Here is a 16644-nt window from a genome sequence, read left to right as displayed (position 1 = left end):
TCCCCCGGCAGCGCGCGGTCCGACTCACCCCGCGCCGCCTGCGCCCGCAACAGCGGCTGCAGGGCGACGGCCCGACCGACGAGTTCAGCTCGGATCTCTTCCCGGGACGGCACACCCGTCCCGTCCTGACGGCTGTTGACGTTCACCACGTACTCCTTCTGCAGGTTTGCTTGCGCAGCAGGACCGCCATCGGCCTAGCACTCCGGTCCACCGGGAATGCAGGAGCGGCGACGGAATCCGCCGAGTGATCAACTGGGGTGAGTGCTCATGCGAGACCGCGGGCCGGGGCTCAGTCTTCCGACGTGCGTGCGATCTTCGACAGGAGAGCGGCGAGTTCGGCCGGCTCTGGGACGAATGGCGAGTGGTCGACCGGGATCCAGTGGATGAGCCGGACCTTTGGGCCAGCGTCTCTCGAACCTCGGCAGGCAAGGCCTGCTCATTGTCACAGAAGATGTACGTCGACGGATGGTGTGCCACTCCGCCTCGGTCGGGACGTCCCGCAGGGACTTCGTGCTCTGCGGCACCAACCGCTCAGCGGCCGCCTCAGCCTCGGTCCTGGGCGCGTTGTCGTAAAACACCGCGACCGCATCACTCGGGACGGGCTCAAGATGGCGTGGCTCCGGTGTGGCGGGCGCGCCGGCGAGACCCAGGAAACTCTCTTCGGCATCGAGCTGGATCCCCGCCAGGTGGACGGTCCACGACAGGTTCCCCGCATCGGCGGCGGCCTGGCTGACCGGCACGACCCGATGGGCGACCACCGCCACCGGTCCATCGATGAGCTTCAGTTTCGCCAGCAGCGCATGGGCGTCGTCCCGCAGGCCGGCCCTTCCACCGGCGCTCGGCAGGCCGATCGTCCGGACACGCCACCCCTCCGCCTCGAGCACCGGCGTCAGCTTCTCCCAGCACCAGGCGCCGTGCCATGCCCCGTGCACGAGGAAGAAAGTCGGACGGGAAATCCCATCAGTCACAAAAAGTCTGCTTTCAGATCAGTAACGAATGCGCGAGCCCGGTAGCAGTCCAGAAGAGCCTACGAACGATCGGACATTATGTCCAACGTCATGCCCACTGGATGTCCTGTGCCGGCCCGGACCGTCCCGGTGCCGCCGTCCAGTTCCTGTCCGGGTCCGCGTCCTCCAGCGGCCGGTTGGTCACCGTGGTCGGGCACCGTCTCGCGGTCGGTGCGCCAATTCCCTCTGGGCAGTCCGTCGGACGGACTGCTGCCTTGCTGGATGGCGGCAGCCGCCCTCCCATCGGCTGCGAACAATCGCCGGTCCGGCACGCTGCGCCACCGTCGGCGCACGTCCACCTGGCAGGGATCGGTGTTCATCGACTCTTCGGACTGATGACGATGCCATGACACGCCCCTGTGACGCCGTCCCGGCGGGCGAGCCATGGATGGAGACTGACACTTGCTCAGGGGACATCGACGTCATGGTCGTGGTATCCCCCAGGCCACCGGAGACGGCCGAGGTCGAGGGCCCGGCAACGCCGGCCGGGGGGAACCGCCGCGGCAACGGGTGGTGACCCGGTCGCCATCAAAACGGCGGCCACTGTCAACGCCCCGAACGGGACGGCCTGTCGTATTCGCATGCTGCACATGAGCGAGGTTTCTCCAGTAGAGCTGAGCGGGGCGACGAACACTTCGCCGCTACGCGACAAACGAGCGTGGGAGCCGTCACCCCGTACAACCGGTCGGTGCCCCTGATGGGTTGCATCCACTGAGAAGTTTCCGTGCCGACTTCGGTGAGTACGGTGGCAGCAGAACTGCGCCGAGGGACACACTGGATGCGCGAAGTCGCGCCTAGGAGGCCTGCGTTGCCGTTCCTGCCGTCCCCCGCGGGGAGAATCACCGGCTGGCGGCGGGACGGCTGCCGCGTCGGGCACAACACGCCGGCAAGTCGGTAAGCCGTCAACTTCATCACCGCTTCGGTGCGAGCCGCTCACCGGCTCGGTCGCCGCAGCCGGGCGAGCCGCCGTGTCCGCGAAGCTCAGGGATATCTGCAACTGGCAAGCATTGCTGCCACGGTCAGTGTGAGCGTCGGCGGGTCGCAGGTCGGCGCAGACGCGGAAGCGGTCACCCTGACGTCGGCATGCTCGGTTCTTCGTCGTAACCCGGAGCACTGACGTCACCGTCCACATCGCTTGAACGCGGCAGCCCATGCGTAAGGTTGCATTCCTGGCGTGGTGAATTCGCACAGCGCGCCATACTTACCTGGTGTGGATCGGTCGCACTGCTGCACCGGTCGACAGGGCGAAGCCCAGCGTGCATACAATCACCCCGCAATCGCACGCCGTTTGATGCGGCTGGCCTGCTTGGAAGGCGCGGTGCCCTGGGACGCGGTCGGCCCTGGTATGCCCATCACCGTGCGGTAGTGGCACCCTCACTTGGCGCGCCGGGGCGCGGCCCTGACTGTGTCCCACGCAACAACGTCCTGGGGTAAGGAGTCGCATGGCTGCGAAGGACGCCGGGTCAGCGGACTTCGAAGAGTTCGTCAACGCGTGCAGCCCCCGGCTGTTGCGAGTCGCATGGCTGCTCACTGGTGATGCCGACGTCGCCGAGGACCTGCTGCACACAGCACTGGCGAAGGTCTTGCCCACATGGGCGCGCATCTCCGCCGGCCGACCCGAGGCATACGTGCGCAGGGTGATCGTCCGTGCCTACGCCGACTGGCGGCCAGGACAGTGGCGGCGAGAAGTGGCGCCTGGGGAGCCACCAGACACAGTGGCGGCAGGGCCGGTCCCCTTGGCGGGCGTTGATATGGAGAATGTGCTGGCGCACGCGCTGTGCCGATTACCGAAGCGACAGCGGGTGGTGATCGTGCTGCGCCACTTCGAGGGTCTGTCCGTGGACGAGACGGCCGAGGTCCTCGGATGCGGACCCGGCACCGCGAAGAGGCGGGCGTCCCGTGCGATCCGTTTCCTTCCGGATAGGGATACGCTCTCGGACAAGGAGATCCAGGGTGTCTGACCACGAGCGGAACCTCTCCGCGGATGATGAGCGAAAGCTGCGAGCCCTGCTGAAACGGGACACGCCCCATCTTGCCGTTCCTGGGCAATGGATGGCGGCCGTGCGACGCAAGGTCGTCCGCAATCGGAGGCTGCGTGCTGCCGGACTCCTCGCCGGGACGCTTACCGCCATGACGATCGTCTTCGTGATGGTTCAGGCCGATCAGCAGCACGCGGAGCGCGCCACAGTCGCGGCCCCTCCGGAGGACAGGAACGTCGTCCTGCCGCTCACCGGGCGACGCGAGCCCTACTTCGGCAACGGCAGCAGGTATGGCCTGGTCCTCGCCTTGCCGGGAGGCTGGTCCGCCCGGTCCGGAAGGAACGGCCATGGACCCGTCGGTTACGCCGCCAACTATCCCCTGGGGGCTGCTCCAGAGTGCCAGAGCGACCTCAGTCCGGCCTTCACCTGTGCCCCCTCGGACCGGCTGCCTCTCGGCGGCACACTGGTGGAGTTCGAGGTGCTGACTCCCGCCACGGACGGGCTGGAGATCACCCGCGCACTCGAGCTGCGCGATGTCCTGCCGGCCCCGAAGCAGCGCTGCCGGGAGCGGGGAGGTGTGAGCGCTTTTGCGACCACCGCCGTGAAGATCTCCGATCGGAGTGCCGTCCGGGCCTCCGTGTGCCTGGCCCCGCGTACCGAGGGAGCCAAGACGGCGGAACCCGGTCCTGATGTGCGGACATTGTTGGCCTCAGTCCGCTTGGCCGCCTCCGACTCGCCCTGATCCCTTGGAAGACGCATGCCGCTTCGGCTGCTGACCTGGGCTGAGCACACCACGAAACGTCTAGTTACAAGCTAGCCAACACAGAAGCTAGGCTAGCAATATAGTCTGTCAGTAATAGTGATTCGCATGTGAGCTGCCACGTACTGGGCCAGCCACAGGCACGACAGAGACCCGGAGACAGCACCTCGTCGAGGAGCCTGCATCATGATCACAGACCCGGCATCCGGCAAGGAACACGACAGGCACCCGGAGCCCAGCTCAGCATTACATCTATGGCAAGTCACCGTGCCGACCACACGGGTCACCGCTGGACGAGTGATCGACGGGCAGCACATCTGGGTTTTGCCGGCCAGGAGTTCAGATCATGCCGTTGAACGCGTCCGAGAATGCATACACGCTGCCACAGCCGTGCGCCACCGACGAGGCGCGAGGGTCCAGTGGCAGCGCACGACGGTGACACCCTGGATCGCCCCCACCTTTTGAACCGCCCGCGCGGCCGAACGAAGGCTCGTTGCGCCGCCCGGCGAAGAGCCCCCTTCCTCTGCGATGCCTTGGGTGCTCGATCAGCGACCGGGACTGTGGGAACGTGGATAACGTGATGTCGAGGGTTCGACTGCCCGCCCCGATGTCGTCCTGGCCGTGCCGGGGGGACACTGGATCCGTGCAAGGCTCCGGGGCGATAGAGAGCTGATCATTATGCGTGCGTCACATGTCAATGACCGCCGGGGCCCGGCCCCCGGGCGCGGAGATTGTGATCACGTTCGGGTTCTGGTCGATGAGCACGGCCTGGTCGCCAGGTGGAGTCCCGACGCCGAAAGGCTGCTCGGCTATCCAGAAGATGCGATTCTCGGACATTCAGCATTGGACCTGCTTGTCGGACCCGCTGTCACCGATGGACTGCCCGGCCCCTCTGAAGATCTCGCCGTTGTACTGCGACATCGCGACGGCAGCTTGCTGAAGTGCCGATTGGCTGTCCGGCCCGAGCGTCTGGGTGAGGCAGGAAGAAGGGGTTGGGCCGTCACGCTCGCGGCCGCAGAACAGGCCGGAACAGAGGGAATGGAAGGGGCGCTTCTTGAGACCCTCTTCACCCTCTCCCCCATGGGCCTGTTCCTCCTTGACCCCCAACTGCGCCTTGTCCGCTTCAACCCCGCAGCCGAGGGCATGCAGGGCACCTCAGTCGAGGAGGCCATCGGTAAACGTCCTACGGAGGTATGGCCCGGCTTCGCGGTAGAGACAGTGGAGCAGCATATGGAGCAGGTGCTCTCCACAGGCCAGCCGGTGATCGGAATCGAGAAGTGCCTACGCCCGCCAGGTGATCCACGACACGAACACTTCTACTCGGCGTCGCTCTTCCGTCTCGAGGACGCACATGGCCGGATCCTGGGCATCGCGGACGCCACGGTAGATGTCACCGACCGACACCTGGCGCATGAACGGCTGACCGTGCTGGCTCGTTCCAGTATCCGGATCGGGGCCACGCTCGACGTGCTCGACAACGCTCGGGGGCTGGCAGAGGTGGCCGTGCCCGTCCCTGCCGACGGTGTCGCCGTCGATGTGCTGGAGGGGGTACTCACCGGCGCGGACCCGGAGGCCGGACCTCTGCCATACGACGCCGTGCTGCGCCGCGCGGCTTCGAGGTCCCGAGATGACGGGCCCGCCGGGGTGATCGTCCAGCAGGATGCCACCGCCCTACCGGAGGCCGCCGTACGTGCCCTCGTCGGCCCAGAGCCGGTTTTGGTCGACCCGCTCTCCGCTCCGGGACGGGAGATCTTGTGCGGCATGAGGAGGCCCGAGGAGGCTGGGGAAGAAGTCCATTCCCTCATGCTCGCGCCACTGGTCGCTCAGGGCCGGGCCCTGGGGCTCGCGGCGTTCTGCCGCTGGGGCGACCGCAGGCCCTTCGAGAGCGATGACCTGACACTCGTTGCTCAACTGGCCCGGCAGACGGCCGAGTGTTTGGACAACGCCCGTCGGCACCTGCGCGAGCACAACTCGCTCATCGCATTGCAACACGTTCTGCGCCCCGGCAGACTTCCGTCGCAGCAGGCGCTCGAGATCGCGCATGCTCACATATCCGCGGGGGCGGGGGGCGACTGGGTTGACGCCGTACCGCTCTCCGGTGCACGCGTAGCCCTGGTGGCCGGCCGCGTACCTGGGCGCGGCATACAGCCCGCGGCCGCGGCCGGACGGCTTCGGGCGGCCGTGCACACGCTGTCGGACCTGGACCTGGAACCGGATGAGCTGCTTGCCCGGCTCGACGACATGATTCGGGGCTCTGGCAATGTGATCGACAACGAGGACTTGGACGATCAGCCGCCGTGGGCACAGGGCACCGTATCGAGATCCCACAGCCAGGAGTGCGGCGCCACATGCCTGTACTTGATCTACGATCCGGTATCCCGGAGCTGCTCGGCCTCCACCGCCGGGCACCCCTGGCCCTTGGTGGTGGGTCCGGACGGATCGGTGAGGACCATCGACGGTCCGGTGGCCGACACTTTGTGCTGCCCCGGTGGGCCGTTTAGCAGGCAAGACTTCGCGCTTGCCGAGAACTCGACACTGATTCTGTACACTCCAGGGCTCCTGCAGCAGGAGCAGACGTCGGGCATTCTGGGCCAGGAGCGCCTGACCACCTTGCTGGCTGCTTCTGGCAGCTCCGTGCAAGCAACGTGCAAGCTGCTGACCGATGCCCTTGTCCCGGCCCGGCCGCGAGACGACGTAGCCGTGCTGGTCGCGCGCACTCACGCGATGGGCCCGGCTGACGTGGCATCGTGGGACCTCCGGAGCGTCCCGGCCACGGTCGCCACGGCCCGCTCCCTCACCACCCGGAAGCTCCTGGAATGGGACATGAGCGAAGCAGCCTTCACCGCGGAACTGATCGTCAGCGAGCTGGTCACCAATGCTATTCGGCACGGCAAGCCGCCGGTGAGACTTCGACTGGTCCGCAGCCACGTCCTGACCTGCGAGGTGTCCGACGGCAGCAGCACCTCACCACGGCTACGGCACGCCCGCATCAGCGATGAGAATGGTCGCGGGCTACTGCTCGTCGCGCGATGCTCCGACCGGTGGGGCACCCGCTACACCGACGACGGCAAGATCGTGTGGGCCGAACCGATGGCAGTGTGACTGCCGGCGGTATGTCCACATCCCATGTCGTGCACTGACCGGTCCCAGCAGTGTGACCGCAGGCGATCCGCCGCGCCCCTTCTCTCCCATGTCATGGGCCCCATACCCCGTTGTCGGCGCAGTCGACCCGCTCATTGGTCTCCAGCCAAGTTCACTGGATCTTCCAGCATTCGAAGAGTCCGTACCACCAGCCGTGTCGGCAGCCGGCGTCGGTCATCCGGATCCTTTGTCGGCAGCACACGGTCGGTGATCCGACCGCTACCGGCCGCGCCGGGAATTGGTGCGTTCGACCACCCAGCGGGAGATGCCCAGGCCGGTGCCGTGTGGCCGGCCGTGTTCGGCGATCGCGGGCCGGATGCCCCGCTGCCACAGCAGCCGCCGGTACTTGTCGTGGTCGTAGCCGCGGTCCGCCAACAGCATGTCCGGCCGTCGCCGCGGCCTGCCGACGACACCGGGCACCGCGGGCACCTTGTCGAGCAGGGGCAGCAGCTGGGTGACGTCGTTGCGGTTCCCACCGGTCAGGGAGATGGCGAGCGGGATGCCCCGTCCGTCGACAAGGACCTGGTGCTTGCTGCCCGGCCGTGCGCGGTCGACCAGGGCCCGGCCCGAGCGGGTGCCGCGCCGTCCGGTCCGAGTCGTTCAGCGACGTATGCACGGACGTCGTCGCGCAGGGCGTCCGCGTCCCAGACACTGCTGTTCAGCAGACGCTGAAAGCCATCCGGGGTGCGATGACCTGCCCACTCCGCGAGCTGCCAGCCGTTTCTTGATTGCCGCCTGTCCCAGCAGGCCCCGGACATAGTCCCGCATCCGCCACCGCAGATCCGCCCGCCCGCAACCCACCCGAACACCGACTCCAACTCGTCGGCCCAGCCGACGACTTCAGCCATCCCCTCCATACCAGGACAACGACAACCACCAGCTCAGGACACGAACCGCTGCTGGAGTACTAAGAGCATGTCATGCCCGCCCCGCCGGACGGGCATGACATGAGCTGTCAACCCCGAGCCGGCTGAGCGTAAAGGCTCTTGCCGCCGCACACGTACATCACCTGGCCCGTGACGGAGCGGCTGGCGGGGGAAGCGAAGTAGCGAGCCGCCCAGGCGACGTCCTGGGGTGCACCGATCGTCCCCATGGGCTGCGCCTGGAGAAGCCGGTCCATGACCTCCTGCGGTTCCCGCCGCAACAGCGGTGTATCAATGAGCCCTGGAGCCAGGCAGTTCACAGTGATTCCGTACTTCGCCAGCTCCACCGCCAACGATCTGGTGGCGGACACCACTCCACCCTTGGACGTGGCGTAGGCGAGTTGTCCGAACCAGCCGAGCCAGGCCCGGGACGCGATGTTGACGATGCGGCCAGAACGTCGCGGAATCATTGTGGCAGCCGCCGCCTGGCTGCACAGGAACACACCATTCTGGTTGATGGTCTGGGTCTTGTTCCACTCCTCGTCCGTGATGCGGCGGATGCCCCGGTCGATGCTGATGCCCGCATTGTTGACGAGGATGTCGACGGGACCCAATCGGCTGTCGACCGTGGTGAACAGCTCGGTGACCGCCGCGCGGGAACTCACGTCCACCGGCACCCCCACGGCCTCCGCACCACTGGCGGTGATCTCCTGGGCGACAGCCTGAGCTCGCTGCTCGTCGATATCGGCTATCGCCACCTTGGCGCCTGCGGCGGCGAAGTCCCCGGCGATGGCCAGGCCGATGCCACTGGCTCCGCCGGTCACCACAGCGACCTTTCCCTCGAGTTCCATCAAGTCTCCTTCGATAGGTTCATAGTGGCCGGCGACGCCTAGACGGAGAGGCTGGAAAGAAGGCTCGCGCCACCGCAACAATGGAGGACCTGGCCCGTGATGTAGCCGCTGCGCGAGTCGAGGAAGAAGGCGGCTGTGTCCGCGATGTCTTCGACAGCGACCGGCTGAGGGGTCAGCTCCTGCGGCTCGTACAGGTGCGTCTGCTCCGGTCGGCCGGACCGACGCAGGGGGCTGCCTTCGGGGGGCAGCGCTGAGACGACGTTGACGGTAGTGCCCGTGCGGCCCAGCTGAAGGGCAAGGCTGCGGGCGGCGGAAACGAGCGCACCGCTCTGAGCAGCCAGTTCAGGACGGCTCGGCCATCCGAGGCCGTCACGGCTCGCGATGACGACGATACGTGAGCCGCCCTCTTCCTGGGTACGCAGGAACGGAACCAACCGCGAGACCATGGTCAGCAATTGCTCGGAGGCGTTGTTCGTAGAGACGCCGTCCAGCAGGCCGGGCTCGTAGACGAACGCGTCGACTGAATCTGTCGGGTCTTCGAAAACGGCGGACGAGGTCACCTGGTAGCCAGCGGAGTGAAGACGGGTGGTGATGGCGGCTGCCGTAGCGGTGCGGGCCGGGTCCAGGACGAGGGCACGCCGTAGGGAGGCTGGGTCAGACATGGAAGAATGCCTTTCAGTCGGCAGTGAGGATGTGCACGGAGCAGGCCCCGTTGTCGACGCCGAAGATGCCGCCGCCGGTGACATGGGTAAGCGCCACTGAAGCATTCGGCACCTGCAGTGGCCCTGCCTGGCCGGTGAGCTGCCAGTACGCTTCGCAGATCTGAGTGGCCCCGGTCGCGCCGACGGGGTGGCCACGGGACATCAGTCCACCGCTGGGACTGACCGCAACCCTCCCGTATCGGTCGAACTCGCCGTCCCGCACGGCCCTGTGCGCCTTGCCGCGCTCAGCGAGGCCCAGTGCCTCGGAGTGGAGCAGCTCGGCAATGCTGAAGGCGTCGTGCAGTTCGACCAGGTCGAGGTCGTCCGGTCCCAGTCCCGCCATCGAGTAGGCCGCCTTCGCGGTGCGCTCCGTGATGTCCGGCCACGTCATGTCCCGATACTGCGTGTGGAAGGTTCCGGAGCGTACGACGCTGGCACGGAGCCGGACTGCCGGCGCGCCCAGTTGCTCGACGACTTCCCGGGAGCACAGCAGCACAGCAGCGGCGCCGTCGCTGTTGGGGCAGCAGTGCAGCAGGCGCAGTGGGTCGGCGACGGGCCGTGATCCGACGACGTCCTCGGCGGTGACCGCACGTTGGAAATGTGCCCGCTGGTTGAGCGAGCCGTTGGCCCGGTTCTTGACCGAGACCGCTGTCAGGTCGTCAACCGTGGCACCGAAGTCGTGCATATACCGTTGGGCACGCATCGCGTAGGCGGCCGGCATGACCATGCCCTGTTCGATCTCAATGTCATTGGTCGTCAGAGGCAGAGTTCCGCCGCCGAACGACGAGAGGTTCTCCGCCCCCAGCGCGATAACGGCCTCAGCGGTGCCGGAAGCCACGGCCTGCCACGCCAGGTGCACGGCGGACGCACCACTCGCGCAGGCATTCTCCACGGTGAAAACGGGCGGCCCCGAGACACCGACGCGTTGCAGGACTCGCTGGGCGAGGAGGGAACCACCGTATGACGAGCCGGCGAAACCGGTGTCCACGGCGTCCGGGGTGATTCCTGTCGAGTCGAGCAGGGCGCGGACGGCTCGGTAACCGAGTTCGGCCGCGCTGAGATCCGGGTGCTTGCCGAAGGGATGGACGGCAGCGCCGGCGACATAGACGGACTTCATCGCTCTTCTCCGGTGGGTTCGTGCTGATCGCCGAGCGGGGTCACCGCGTAGGACATGACGGCGCCCTCCACGGAGTCCGCGATGGGTGCGACCGTGAGCCGTACGGCGGTGCCGGGCGCCAGAGCCTGATCCCGTCCAGGGCTGTGGGCGAGGAGACGCACCCCGCTGATGTCCACGTACGTCAGCACGTACGGGGCTTGGAAGCCACGCGGGGCGATACGGACGACGCTGGAGGCGTAGACCGTCCCGCGCGTGTCGCTGGTGACGTCCCCCACGTCGGTGGACGCACAGGTCGAGCAGGTGTCGCGCGGCGGGAACCAACGAGCGGAGCAGGTGCGGCAGACAGTGATGGTGAGGGTGGTGCGCTCACCGTCCTGGTGCGTCCAGTCAGCACCGACCCGGCGGGCGGTGCGGGTGGGTTGAGGGGATGGCATGAATCGTGTCCTTCCGTGAAGCTGTCAGCGGCCGTGGTATTCGGGCGGACGACCCTCTGCGAAGGCCGTCCGCCCTTCCACCCGGTCATCGGTGTCCCGCAGGACACCCCAGAGCAGTTGCTCAAGTGCCACGGACTGGGTAAGGGACATGTCCTGCGTACGGTCGGCGAGGGCCTTGAGGCTCTTGATTGCCAGGGGGCCGTTCGAAATGATCTGGTCGGCCAGCCGCATTGCAGTGGGCAGGAGATCCTCGGCCGGGACCAGGTCGCTGATCAAGCCGATGCGGTGGGCCTCTGCGGCCCTGATGCGGTCACCCGTGAGGATCATCTTCATCGCGACGGCCCGCGGGACCGCCCGCAGCAGCTTGGACACGCCGCCCACCGCCGGGACGCTGGCCCAGCGGGCCTCTGGCAAACCGAAGGTGGCGTTCTCACTGGCGATGCGCAGGTCGCAGTCGAGCGCGATCTCGCATCCACCGCCCAGCGCATGACCGTTGACGGCCGCGATGAGCGGCTTACCGATGTTCAGCTCGCTGAGCGTGATGGCACGGACGTACAGTCCTTCCTCAAGGCTCTGCTCATACGGCGCGAAGTACGCCTGCGCGAACGAAGACTGTGGCGGAAGCGTCCTTTTCAGGTCGGCTCCCGTGCAGAACGCCCGGTCGCCGGCGCCGGTGATAATGCCGACTGCGAGCGTCGGGTCGTCCCTGAAATCGCGCAACTTCTGGTTGAGGGCGCGCATCGCGTCGACGTCCAGCGCGTTGAGTGCCTCGGGACGGTTCAGTCGGACGATCAGTGTCTTGCCGACGCGTTCTGTCTCGATGGCCATGTCAGCCCACGACTCCTTCTCCGGCGAGGTGCTCGTATTCGTCCAGCGACAGCCCAAGCAGATCCAGACAGACATCGCGGGTGTCGGCGCCCAGCAGCGGGGCCGGGCCACGCAGTCGGCCAGGGGTACGGGACAGCCGGTAAGGGATGTTGTCGTACACGCTGGGACCCATCTCCGGGTGGTCGAGGATCTTCCAGTGGTCCCGGGCGGTGAGCTGAGGGTTCTCGAGCACCTGTGCCGCGTTGCTGACCGCGGCGGCCGGCACGCCCGCGGCGGTGAGGGCCTCGGCCAGTTCATCGGCCTCGAGCGCGGAGGTGGCGGCGGCGACGAGGCCGTCGAGCTCTCGCCGTGCTGCCCAGCGGTCACCTGGAGTGGCGTAGGCGGTCCGCTCCGCCCATTCCGGCTTGCCCAGGACGTTGGTCAGGGCCTGCCAGTGCTCATCGGTGAACACGGCGATGGCGCACCAGCGGTCCTCACCGGTACACGGATAGACCCCGTGAGGAGCAGCTACGGCGTCCTCGTTGGCCATGCGGTCTACGCGTCGGCCCGTCGCGGCGGCCAGCAGCGCAGGGCCGATGACGTTGCTCGTGGACTCCAACTGTGCCAATTCGATGTACTGCCCCTCGCCGGTACGGCGCCGTCGGCGCAGTGCGGCCAGGACGGCGACCGCCGCGTGCAAGGGGTTGGGAACGTGATCGGGATAGTTGGTTCCTGTTCCGACCGGCGGGCGGTCGGGGTATCCGGAGAGGCCCAGCAGCCCCCCGGCCGCGGCGATGGTCAGGCCGTATCCACGGAAGTCGCGGTGCGGGCCGGTGTTTCCCTGCATGGGCATCTCGAGGTAGACGATGTCCGGCCGGACAGCCCTGGCGTCTTTGTAGCCCAGCCCCAGCCGGTCCATGGTGCCTGGGGTGAAATTGCTCGTGACAATGTCGCTCTTGGCGATGAGAGCGAGGGCCAGTTCCTTACCCCGGGGGGTTTTGAGGTCAAGGCAGACGGAACGCTTGCTGGAATTGCGGTTGGCGAAGTATCCGCTGCGGTTCGGACCGGGCCGGCCGTCGCGGAACGGTGCCATGCTGCGGATGGGGTCCGTACGGCTGCGCGATTCGATCTTGATGACGTCGGCACCATGGTCCGCCAACGGCTTGGTCAGGAAAGGCCCTGCGCCGACCCACGTGAAGTCGGCGACGCGGACCCCGTCGAGTGGGAGTGAGGAGGTCATGGTGCTATTCCTTGGGGGTCTGCGGTCGCGGGGTCGCCCGCGGGCAACGCGGACAGGACTACTTGGGTGTCGGCGCCGGGCTGCGCCGGGGGGCTGCCGGGTGCGACGTCCATGCCGTCGAAGCGGTAGGGGGAGCCAGGGAAGACCAGGGGCCGGCCATTGACGGTGATGGATCGGAAAAAGCCCCGCTCGACCAGTTGGGGGTTGTTCAGGAGATCTTCGGGCGTGGACACGGGGGCGACACTGATGCCTCTGCTCTGACCGTCCTCGTACAGCTCCTGCTTCGTTCGCTGAGCGGCGAAGCGTTCGAAGAGGTCACGGAACGTTCGCACCGCCTCTTCGGTGCGGCGCCAGCTGGGTTCGAGCCAGTGGGGCTCGCGCAGTTGTGCGGCTTCCTTGAGGCCGCCGCCTTCCAGCCAGCTGATGATGGCATTCCAGGCCAGGGGAAGCCCACCGAGACCTCCGACCAGGTAGATCCACCCGTCGGAGCACGCGTAGAGGCCGGTGCCCGCTTCCAGAGGTCCGGATCCGACGCGGTGACGGACCACCTGCTCCAGGTCGACGTACTGGACGGCGTTTTCCAGGGAGTGGGCGACGGCTTCCTGCACCGACACGTCGACGATCTGTCCCTGACCCGTTTGTTCGAGCACGAGCAGGGCGATGAGCGCAGCCGTGGCTGCATGCCCGCCCGCGATGATCGATGTCTGGTCGGGCCAGGCGCGTACGGGTGGCAGGCCGGGTTCGCCCGCGAGGGCGAGGAGGCCGCCGGCTGCCAGGAGGGTGAGGTCGGAGGCCGGGCGGTCGGCCCAGGGTCCGGTGAGACCGAAGGGACTGACGGAGACATGGACCAGGCGCGGGTGCCTGCGGACGATGTCGTCGGGATGCAGACCACGCTGCCGCAGTCGGCTGGGCCCTTCGCTGGTCAGCAGGATCTGGGCGGTGGCCAGCAGTTCATCGAGTTGTTCGGCGCAGGCGCCGTCCTGATGGCCGCCGAGCACGACGCTCCGCTTGCCTGCTTCGGTGAAGACGAAGGAAAGGCTGATCCCGTCATCCGTGAGCGGGGGAACACGGCGCTCGGGGGCACCGCCTGGGGACTCGATCTTGATGACGTCGGCGCCGAGGTCGGCGAGCAGACGTCCCGCGTAGGTGCCGAGGCTGGTGCTCAGATCGACGACTCGAACGCCTTCGAGCGGAGTGTGGCATGCGGTGCGGGTCACGGTCATCACCCCGCCAGCACGGTCAGGGCGCCCCAGCTGGCCACGGGTGCCATCAGGACGAGGCCGAAGCCCCACTTCATGAGTTGTCGATAGACCATGGGCTGTTGTTCCTTCGGAGCGTTGGCGACCACGATGGCGCCATTGGTGGAGAAAGGACTGCTGTCCACAACGGATGCCGAGATGGACAGGGCCGTCACCAGACCGATCGCGCCGACCTGACCGGTGGCGAGGAGTGGTACCGCGAGGGGAATCAGGGCACCGAGGATGCCGGTGGTGGAGGCGAAGGCCGAGACGATCGCGCCGATGTAGCAGATGAGGAGCGCCGCCAGGAGCGGTGTGTCGACCTTCGAGATGGCGTTGCCGAGGTAGTCGACGGTGCCGATCTCTTGCATCAGCGCCACATAGGTGACGATGCCGCATACGAGCAGGACGACGCCCCAGTTGATCTGAGCCACCGCGTCCTTGGCCGCGTCGGGAGACAGAAGCGTCAGGAGGACCGCTGCGGTCAGGGACATCAGACCGACGTCGAGGCGGAGAACGAGGGCACCGAGGACCAGTGCCACCATGCCGGCAAGGGTGATGATCCGGTCTCGGTCCAGCCGGACAACGCCAGCTTCGGTCTGGGCCGGCTTGGTGACAAGGACGGTCGCGGCGGACTGCCCTGCGGTCGTGTGGTGCGAATCGGCAGGGGCAGGGTCCGCGCCATCGGAGCGTCGGCGGGCTTTGCGCCCGGCGGCGATGAGCTGCCGACCGCCGAATCCGAAGTAGACGCCCACGCCGAGCAAGACGTTGAACATCAGGTTGGCAAGGAAGACGATCACGGGGTCCCCGGCGACTCCGCTGGTGTCGACGACGCCGTTGGTGACGACACCGAGCACTCCGATGGGAGAGAAGTTCCCGGCAGCGGACCCGTGGACGACCATCAGCCCCATGAGAAGAGGGTTGATCCCATATCGTCCGGCGAACGTCATGCCGATGGGAGCGATGATCGCTACGGCCGCGGGGCTCACGGCGCCGAGGGAGACAAGGACGCAGCTCACTGTGAACATCACCCACGGGATGGCTGCCACCTTGCCGCCCACCAGGCTTACCGCTGCCTGGACGAGCCACTCGACCGTGCCGTTGTTCTTGGCAATGGCGAAGAGGTACGTGACACCGACCAGGATGACAAACAGCTCGCCCGGGAAACCGGCCAGGACTTCGGGCGTCTCCATGCCCACTGCGGCGCCCACCACGAAGGTGGCGACGAGGGCGAGGGCACCGAGGTTGACCGCACGCAGCGTGCCGATCAGGAAGATCGCCACCAAGGCGAGTATCGCGATGAGCTGCTCGGACAAGCGTCTCTCCTAGAAACCGGATTGGGTTGCCGTCCGGCCAGTCGTCGGCGAGTCAGCCAGACGGGCCCGGCGGTTCAGGAGCTTCGGGTTCTCGAAGTTAACTCCGTATTCACGTAGCGATGATGCTAGGTAGGTCGCCAGACGACGTCAAGGGCTGACCTGCGTTCCAGGAGTTCCGATGCGCTCCCGCGCCTTGATCGAGGCGCAACGCCCCGAGCCGTCCGCCCTGCGAGGTGACACACGACTGCGGCGAGGAAGATGTGATGCCCCTCGCCACAGCGTCGGGCTTGTGAGGTCAGAAGAGCCGTTCGATGGTGAAAGGGAGGGAGCGCAGACGACGGCCGGTTGCATGGTGGGCCGCGTTGCCGATGGCTGCGGCCAGACCGACCAGGCCGATCTCACCGACACCCTTGGTGCCGACATCTGGGGCGCGATCGGGCGTGCCGCAGAAAATGACCTCCATGCCGGCGATATCCGCGTCGTCGGACAAGAGGCGAGCCTGGAGCTGCGGTGATCTGGGCGTCTTCCGATGAGTGCCGAGCGCACGCTCGGCCCTGCGGCGCGACTCCGTCGTCTGCACCGCCGCCAGAAGCATCACGACGCCGATGAGCAAAGTTTTCCCGTCCACGCCATCCGCCGTGGGGACCTTGTGCCTGCTCGCCCTGCTGCGCAATCCATCTCTGTGGAAGCGAATACACGAGGGAGCGTGGCTATTCGACGTCGCGGAGGACGGACTCAGCGCCATCACCTCGTTCCGGCTGGACATGGTGGAGCGCCCTCGGTTCACGGCCCAGCTCACCCCGTTCCGCTGCGACGAGCCGGGAACCTATGCCTTCCTTCTGGGCTGCGCGGCCAACACCATCCACTTCGGGCCCGGACGCGCCTCAACAGCGGCCTCGCCTCGGCTGTTTCCCTCGCCCGCCCCCCGCAGCCGAGTTTGACAGGGGGCTACTGCGCGATGCCGACTTCATCCGACAGGAAGCGGCCATGTCCATGCTCCCAGTACCAGCATCAGAGCCGGGCCTGGAGTCATGGTCGCCATCGACGAACAGGCAATGCCCCGCGCCATCAAGGACATCTTCGCCCGCAGCCGGGGAGGAACGGGCTACCGAACCCGGCGCTGAAAAGCATCGCATTGCGATCTTGCTGGATCGCCAGAGCGCGATCCGCGACCGCCTCGCCCCCTTATG

The 16644-nt window shown here is 67.0% G+C and carries 13 protein-coding genes and 1 pseudogene; 4 read left to right on the top strand and 10 right to left on the bottom strand.

Annotated features, from left to right (window positions below):
* Positions 1–2449: 2449 nt before the first annotated feature.
* The 3 genes from AB0L21_RS17295 (at position 2450) to AB0L21_RS17285 (ending at position 6848) form a co-directional block, all read left to right on the top strand.
* Complete coding sequence (locus AB0L21_RS17295) at positions 2450–2968, top strand: SigE family RNA polymerase sigma factor (protein WP_365784840.1); 519 nt, start codon at positions 2450–2452, stop codon at positions 2966–2968.
* Positions 2961–3728 carry a hypothetical protein gene (locus AB0L21_RS17290; RefSeq protein ID WP_365784838.1) on the top strand — a complete coding sequence of 256 codons (768 nt, stop codon included), beginning with the start codon at positions 2961–2963 and terminating at the stop codon, positions 3726–3728. The genes AB0L21_RS17295 and AB0L21_RS17290 overlap by 8 nt, the downstream gene beginning before the upstream one ends.
* Positions 3729–4496: 768 nt before the next feature.
* A complete protein-coding gene (locus AB0L21_RS17285) occupies positions 4497–6848 on the top strand; it encodes a SpoIIE family protein phosphatase (RefSeq protein ID WP_365784854.1) in 2352 nt (783 codons plus the stop codon).
* Between the two features lie 279 nt (positions 6849–7127).
* Here AB0L21_RS17285 and AB0L21_RS17280 read toward each other — a convergent pair.
* The 10 genes and pseudogenes from AB0L21_RS17280 to AB0L21_RS17235 all read right to left on the bottom strand — a co-directional run.
* Positions 7128–7460 (bottom strand): annotated as a pseudogene (locus tag AB0L21_RS17280) (transposase); the annotation flags it as partial.
* A gap of 382 nt (positions 7461–7842) precedes the next feature.
* The gene (locus AB0L21_RS17275; protein ID WP_365784837.1) at positions 7843–8601 is read right to left on the bottom strand and encodes an SDR family NAD(P)-dependent oxidoreductase; all 759 of its coding nucleotides are present in this window, start codon (positions 8599–8601) and stop codon (positions 7843–7845) included.
* A 38-nt stretch (positions 8602–8639) separates the two neighbouring features.
* Complete coding sequence (locus AB0L21_RS17270) at positions 8640–9263, bottom strand: SDR family oxidoreductase (RefSeq protein ID WP_365784835.1); 624 nt, start codon at positions 9261–9263, stop codon at positions 8640–8642.
* Between the two features lie 13 nt (positions 9264–9276).
* A complete protein-coding gene (locus AB0L21_RS17265; RefSeq protein WP_365784833.1) occupies positions 9277–10419 on the bottom strand; it encodes a thiolase family protein in 1143 nt (380 codons plus the stop codon).
* The gene (locus AB0L21_RS17260; RefSeq protein WP_365784831.1) at positions 10416–10853 is read right to left on the bottom strand and encodes an OB-fold domain-containing protein; all 438 of its coding nucleotides are present in this window, start codon (positions 10851–10853) and stop codon (positions 10416–10418) included. The genes AB0L21_RS17265 and AB0L21_RS17260 overlap by 4 nt, the downstream gene beginning before the upstream one ends.
* Positions 10854–10877: 24 nt before the next feature.
* On the bottom strand, positions 10878–11681 hold the full coding sequence (locus AB0L21_RS17255; protein WP_365784829.1) for an enoyl-CoA hydratase-related protein: 804 nt from the start codon (positions 11679–11681) through the stop codon (positions 10878–10880).
* Position 11682: 1 nt separating this feature from the next.
* Positions 11683–12900 carry a CoA transferase gene (locus AB0L21_RS17250; protein WP_365784827.1) on the bottom strand — a complete coding sequence of 406 codons (1218 nt, stop codon included), beginning with the start codon at positions 12898–12900 and terminating at the stop codon, positions 11683–11685.
* Complete coding sequence (locus tag AB0L21_RS17245; protein WP_365784825.1) at positions 12897–14117, bottom strand: CoA transferase; 1221 nt, start codon at positions 14115–14117, stop codon at positions 12897–12899. The genes AB0L21_RS17250 and AB0L21_RS17245 overlap by 4 nt, the downstream gene beginning before the upstream one ends.
* Before the next feature lie 5 nt (positions 14118–14122).
* Positions 14123–15454 carry an SLC13 family permease gene (locus AB0L21_RS17240; protein WP_365784823.1) on the bottom strand — a complete coding sequence of 444 codons (1332 nt, stop codon included), beginning with the start codon at positions 15452–15454 and terminating at the stop codon, positions 14123–14125.
* Between the two features lie 295 nt (positions 15455–15749).
* Positions 15750–16082 carry a hypothetical protein gene (locus AB0L21_RS17235; RefSeq protein WP_365784821.1) on the bottom strand — a complete coding sequence of 111 codons (333 nt, stop codon included), beginning with the start codon at positions 16080–16082 and terminating at the stop codon, positions 15750–15752.
* A gap of 10 nt (positions 16083–16092) precedes the next feature.
* Between AB0L21_RS17235 and AB0L21_RS17230 the strand changes: the two genes are divergently transcribed.
* The gene (locus AB0L21_RS17230; RefSeq protein ID WP_365784819.1) at positions 16093–16395 is read left to right on the top strand and encodes a hypothetical protein; all 303 of its coding nucleotides are present in this window, start codon (positions 16093–16095) and stop codon (positions 16393–16395) included.
* The last annotated feature ends 249 nt before the right edge of the window (positions 16396–16644 follow it).

It is taken from the genome of Streptomyces sp. NPDC052721, assembly GCF_040678315.1.
GTDB lineage: Bacteria > Actinomycetota > Actinomycetes > Streptomycetales > Streptomycetaceae > Streptomyces.
This window is presented reverse-complemented; position numbering and strand designations above follow the sequence as displayed.

Bases quoted from the DNA above. Each gene is read 5' to 3' on its own strand.
- AB0L21_RS17295 (WP_365784840.1), top strand. From the start codon at position 2,450: ATGGCTGCGAAGGACGCCGGGTCAGCGGACTTCGAAGAGTTCGTCAAC.
- AB0L21_RS17275 (WP_365784837.1), bottom strand. From the start codon at position 8,601: ATGGAACTCGAGGGAAAGGTCGCTGTGGTGACCGGCGGAGCCAGTGGC.
- AB0L21_RS17270 (WP_365784835.1), bottom strand. From the start codon at position 9,263: ATGTCTGACCCAGCCTCCCTACGGCGTGCCCTCGTCCTGGACCCGGCC.
- AB0L21_RS17265 (WP_365784833.1), bottom strand. From the start codon at position 10,419: ATGAAGTCCGTCTATGTCGCCGGCGCTGCCGTCCATCCCTTCGGCAAG.
- AB0L21_RS17260 (WP_365784831.1), bottom strand. From the start codon at position 10,853: ATGCCATCCCCTCAACCCACCCGCACCGCCCGCCGGGTCGGTGCTGAC.
- AB0L21_RS17255 (WP_365784829.1), bottom strand. From the start codon at position 11,681: ATGGCCATCGAGACAGAACGCGTCGGCAAGACACTGATCGTCCGACTG.
- AB0L21_RS17250 (WP_365784827.1), bottom strand. From the start codon at position 12,900: ATGACCTCCTCACTCCCACTCGACGGGGTCCGCGTCGCCGACTTCACG.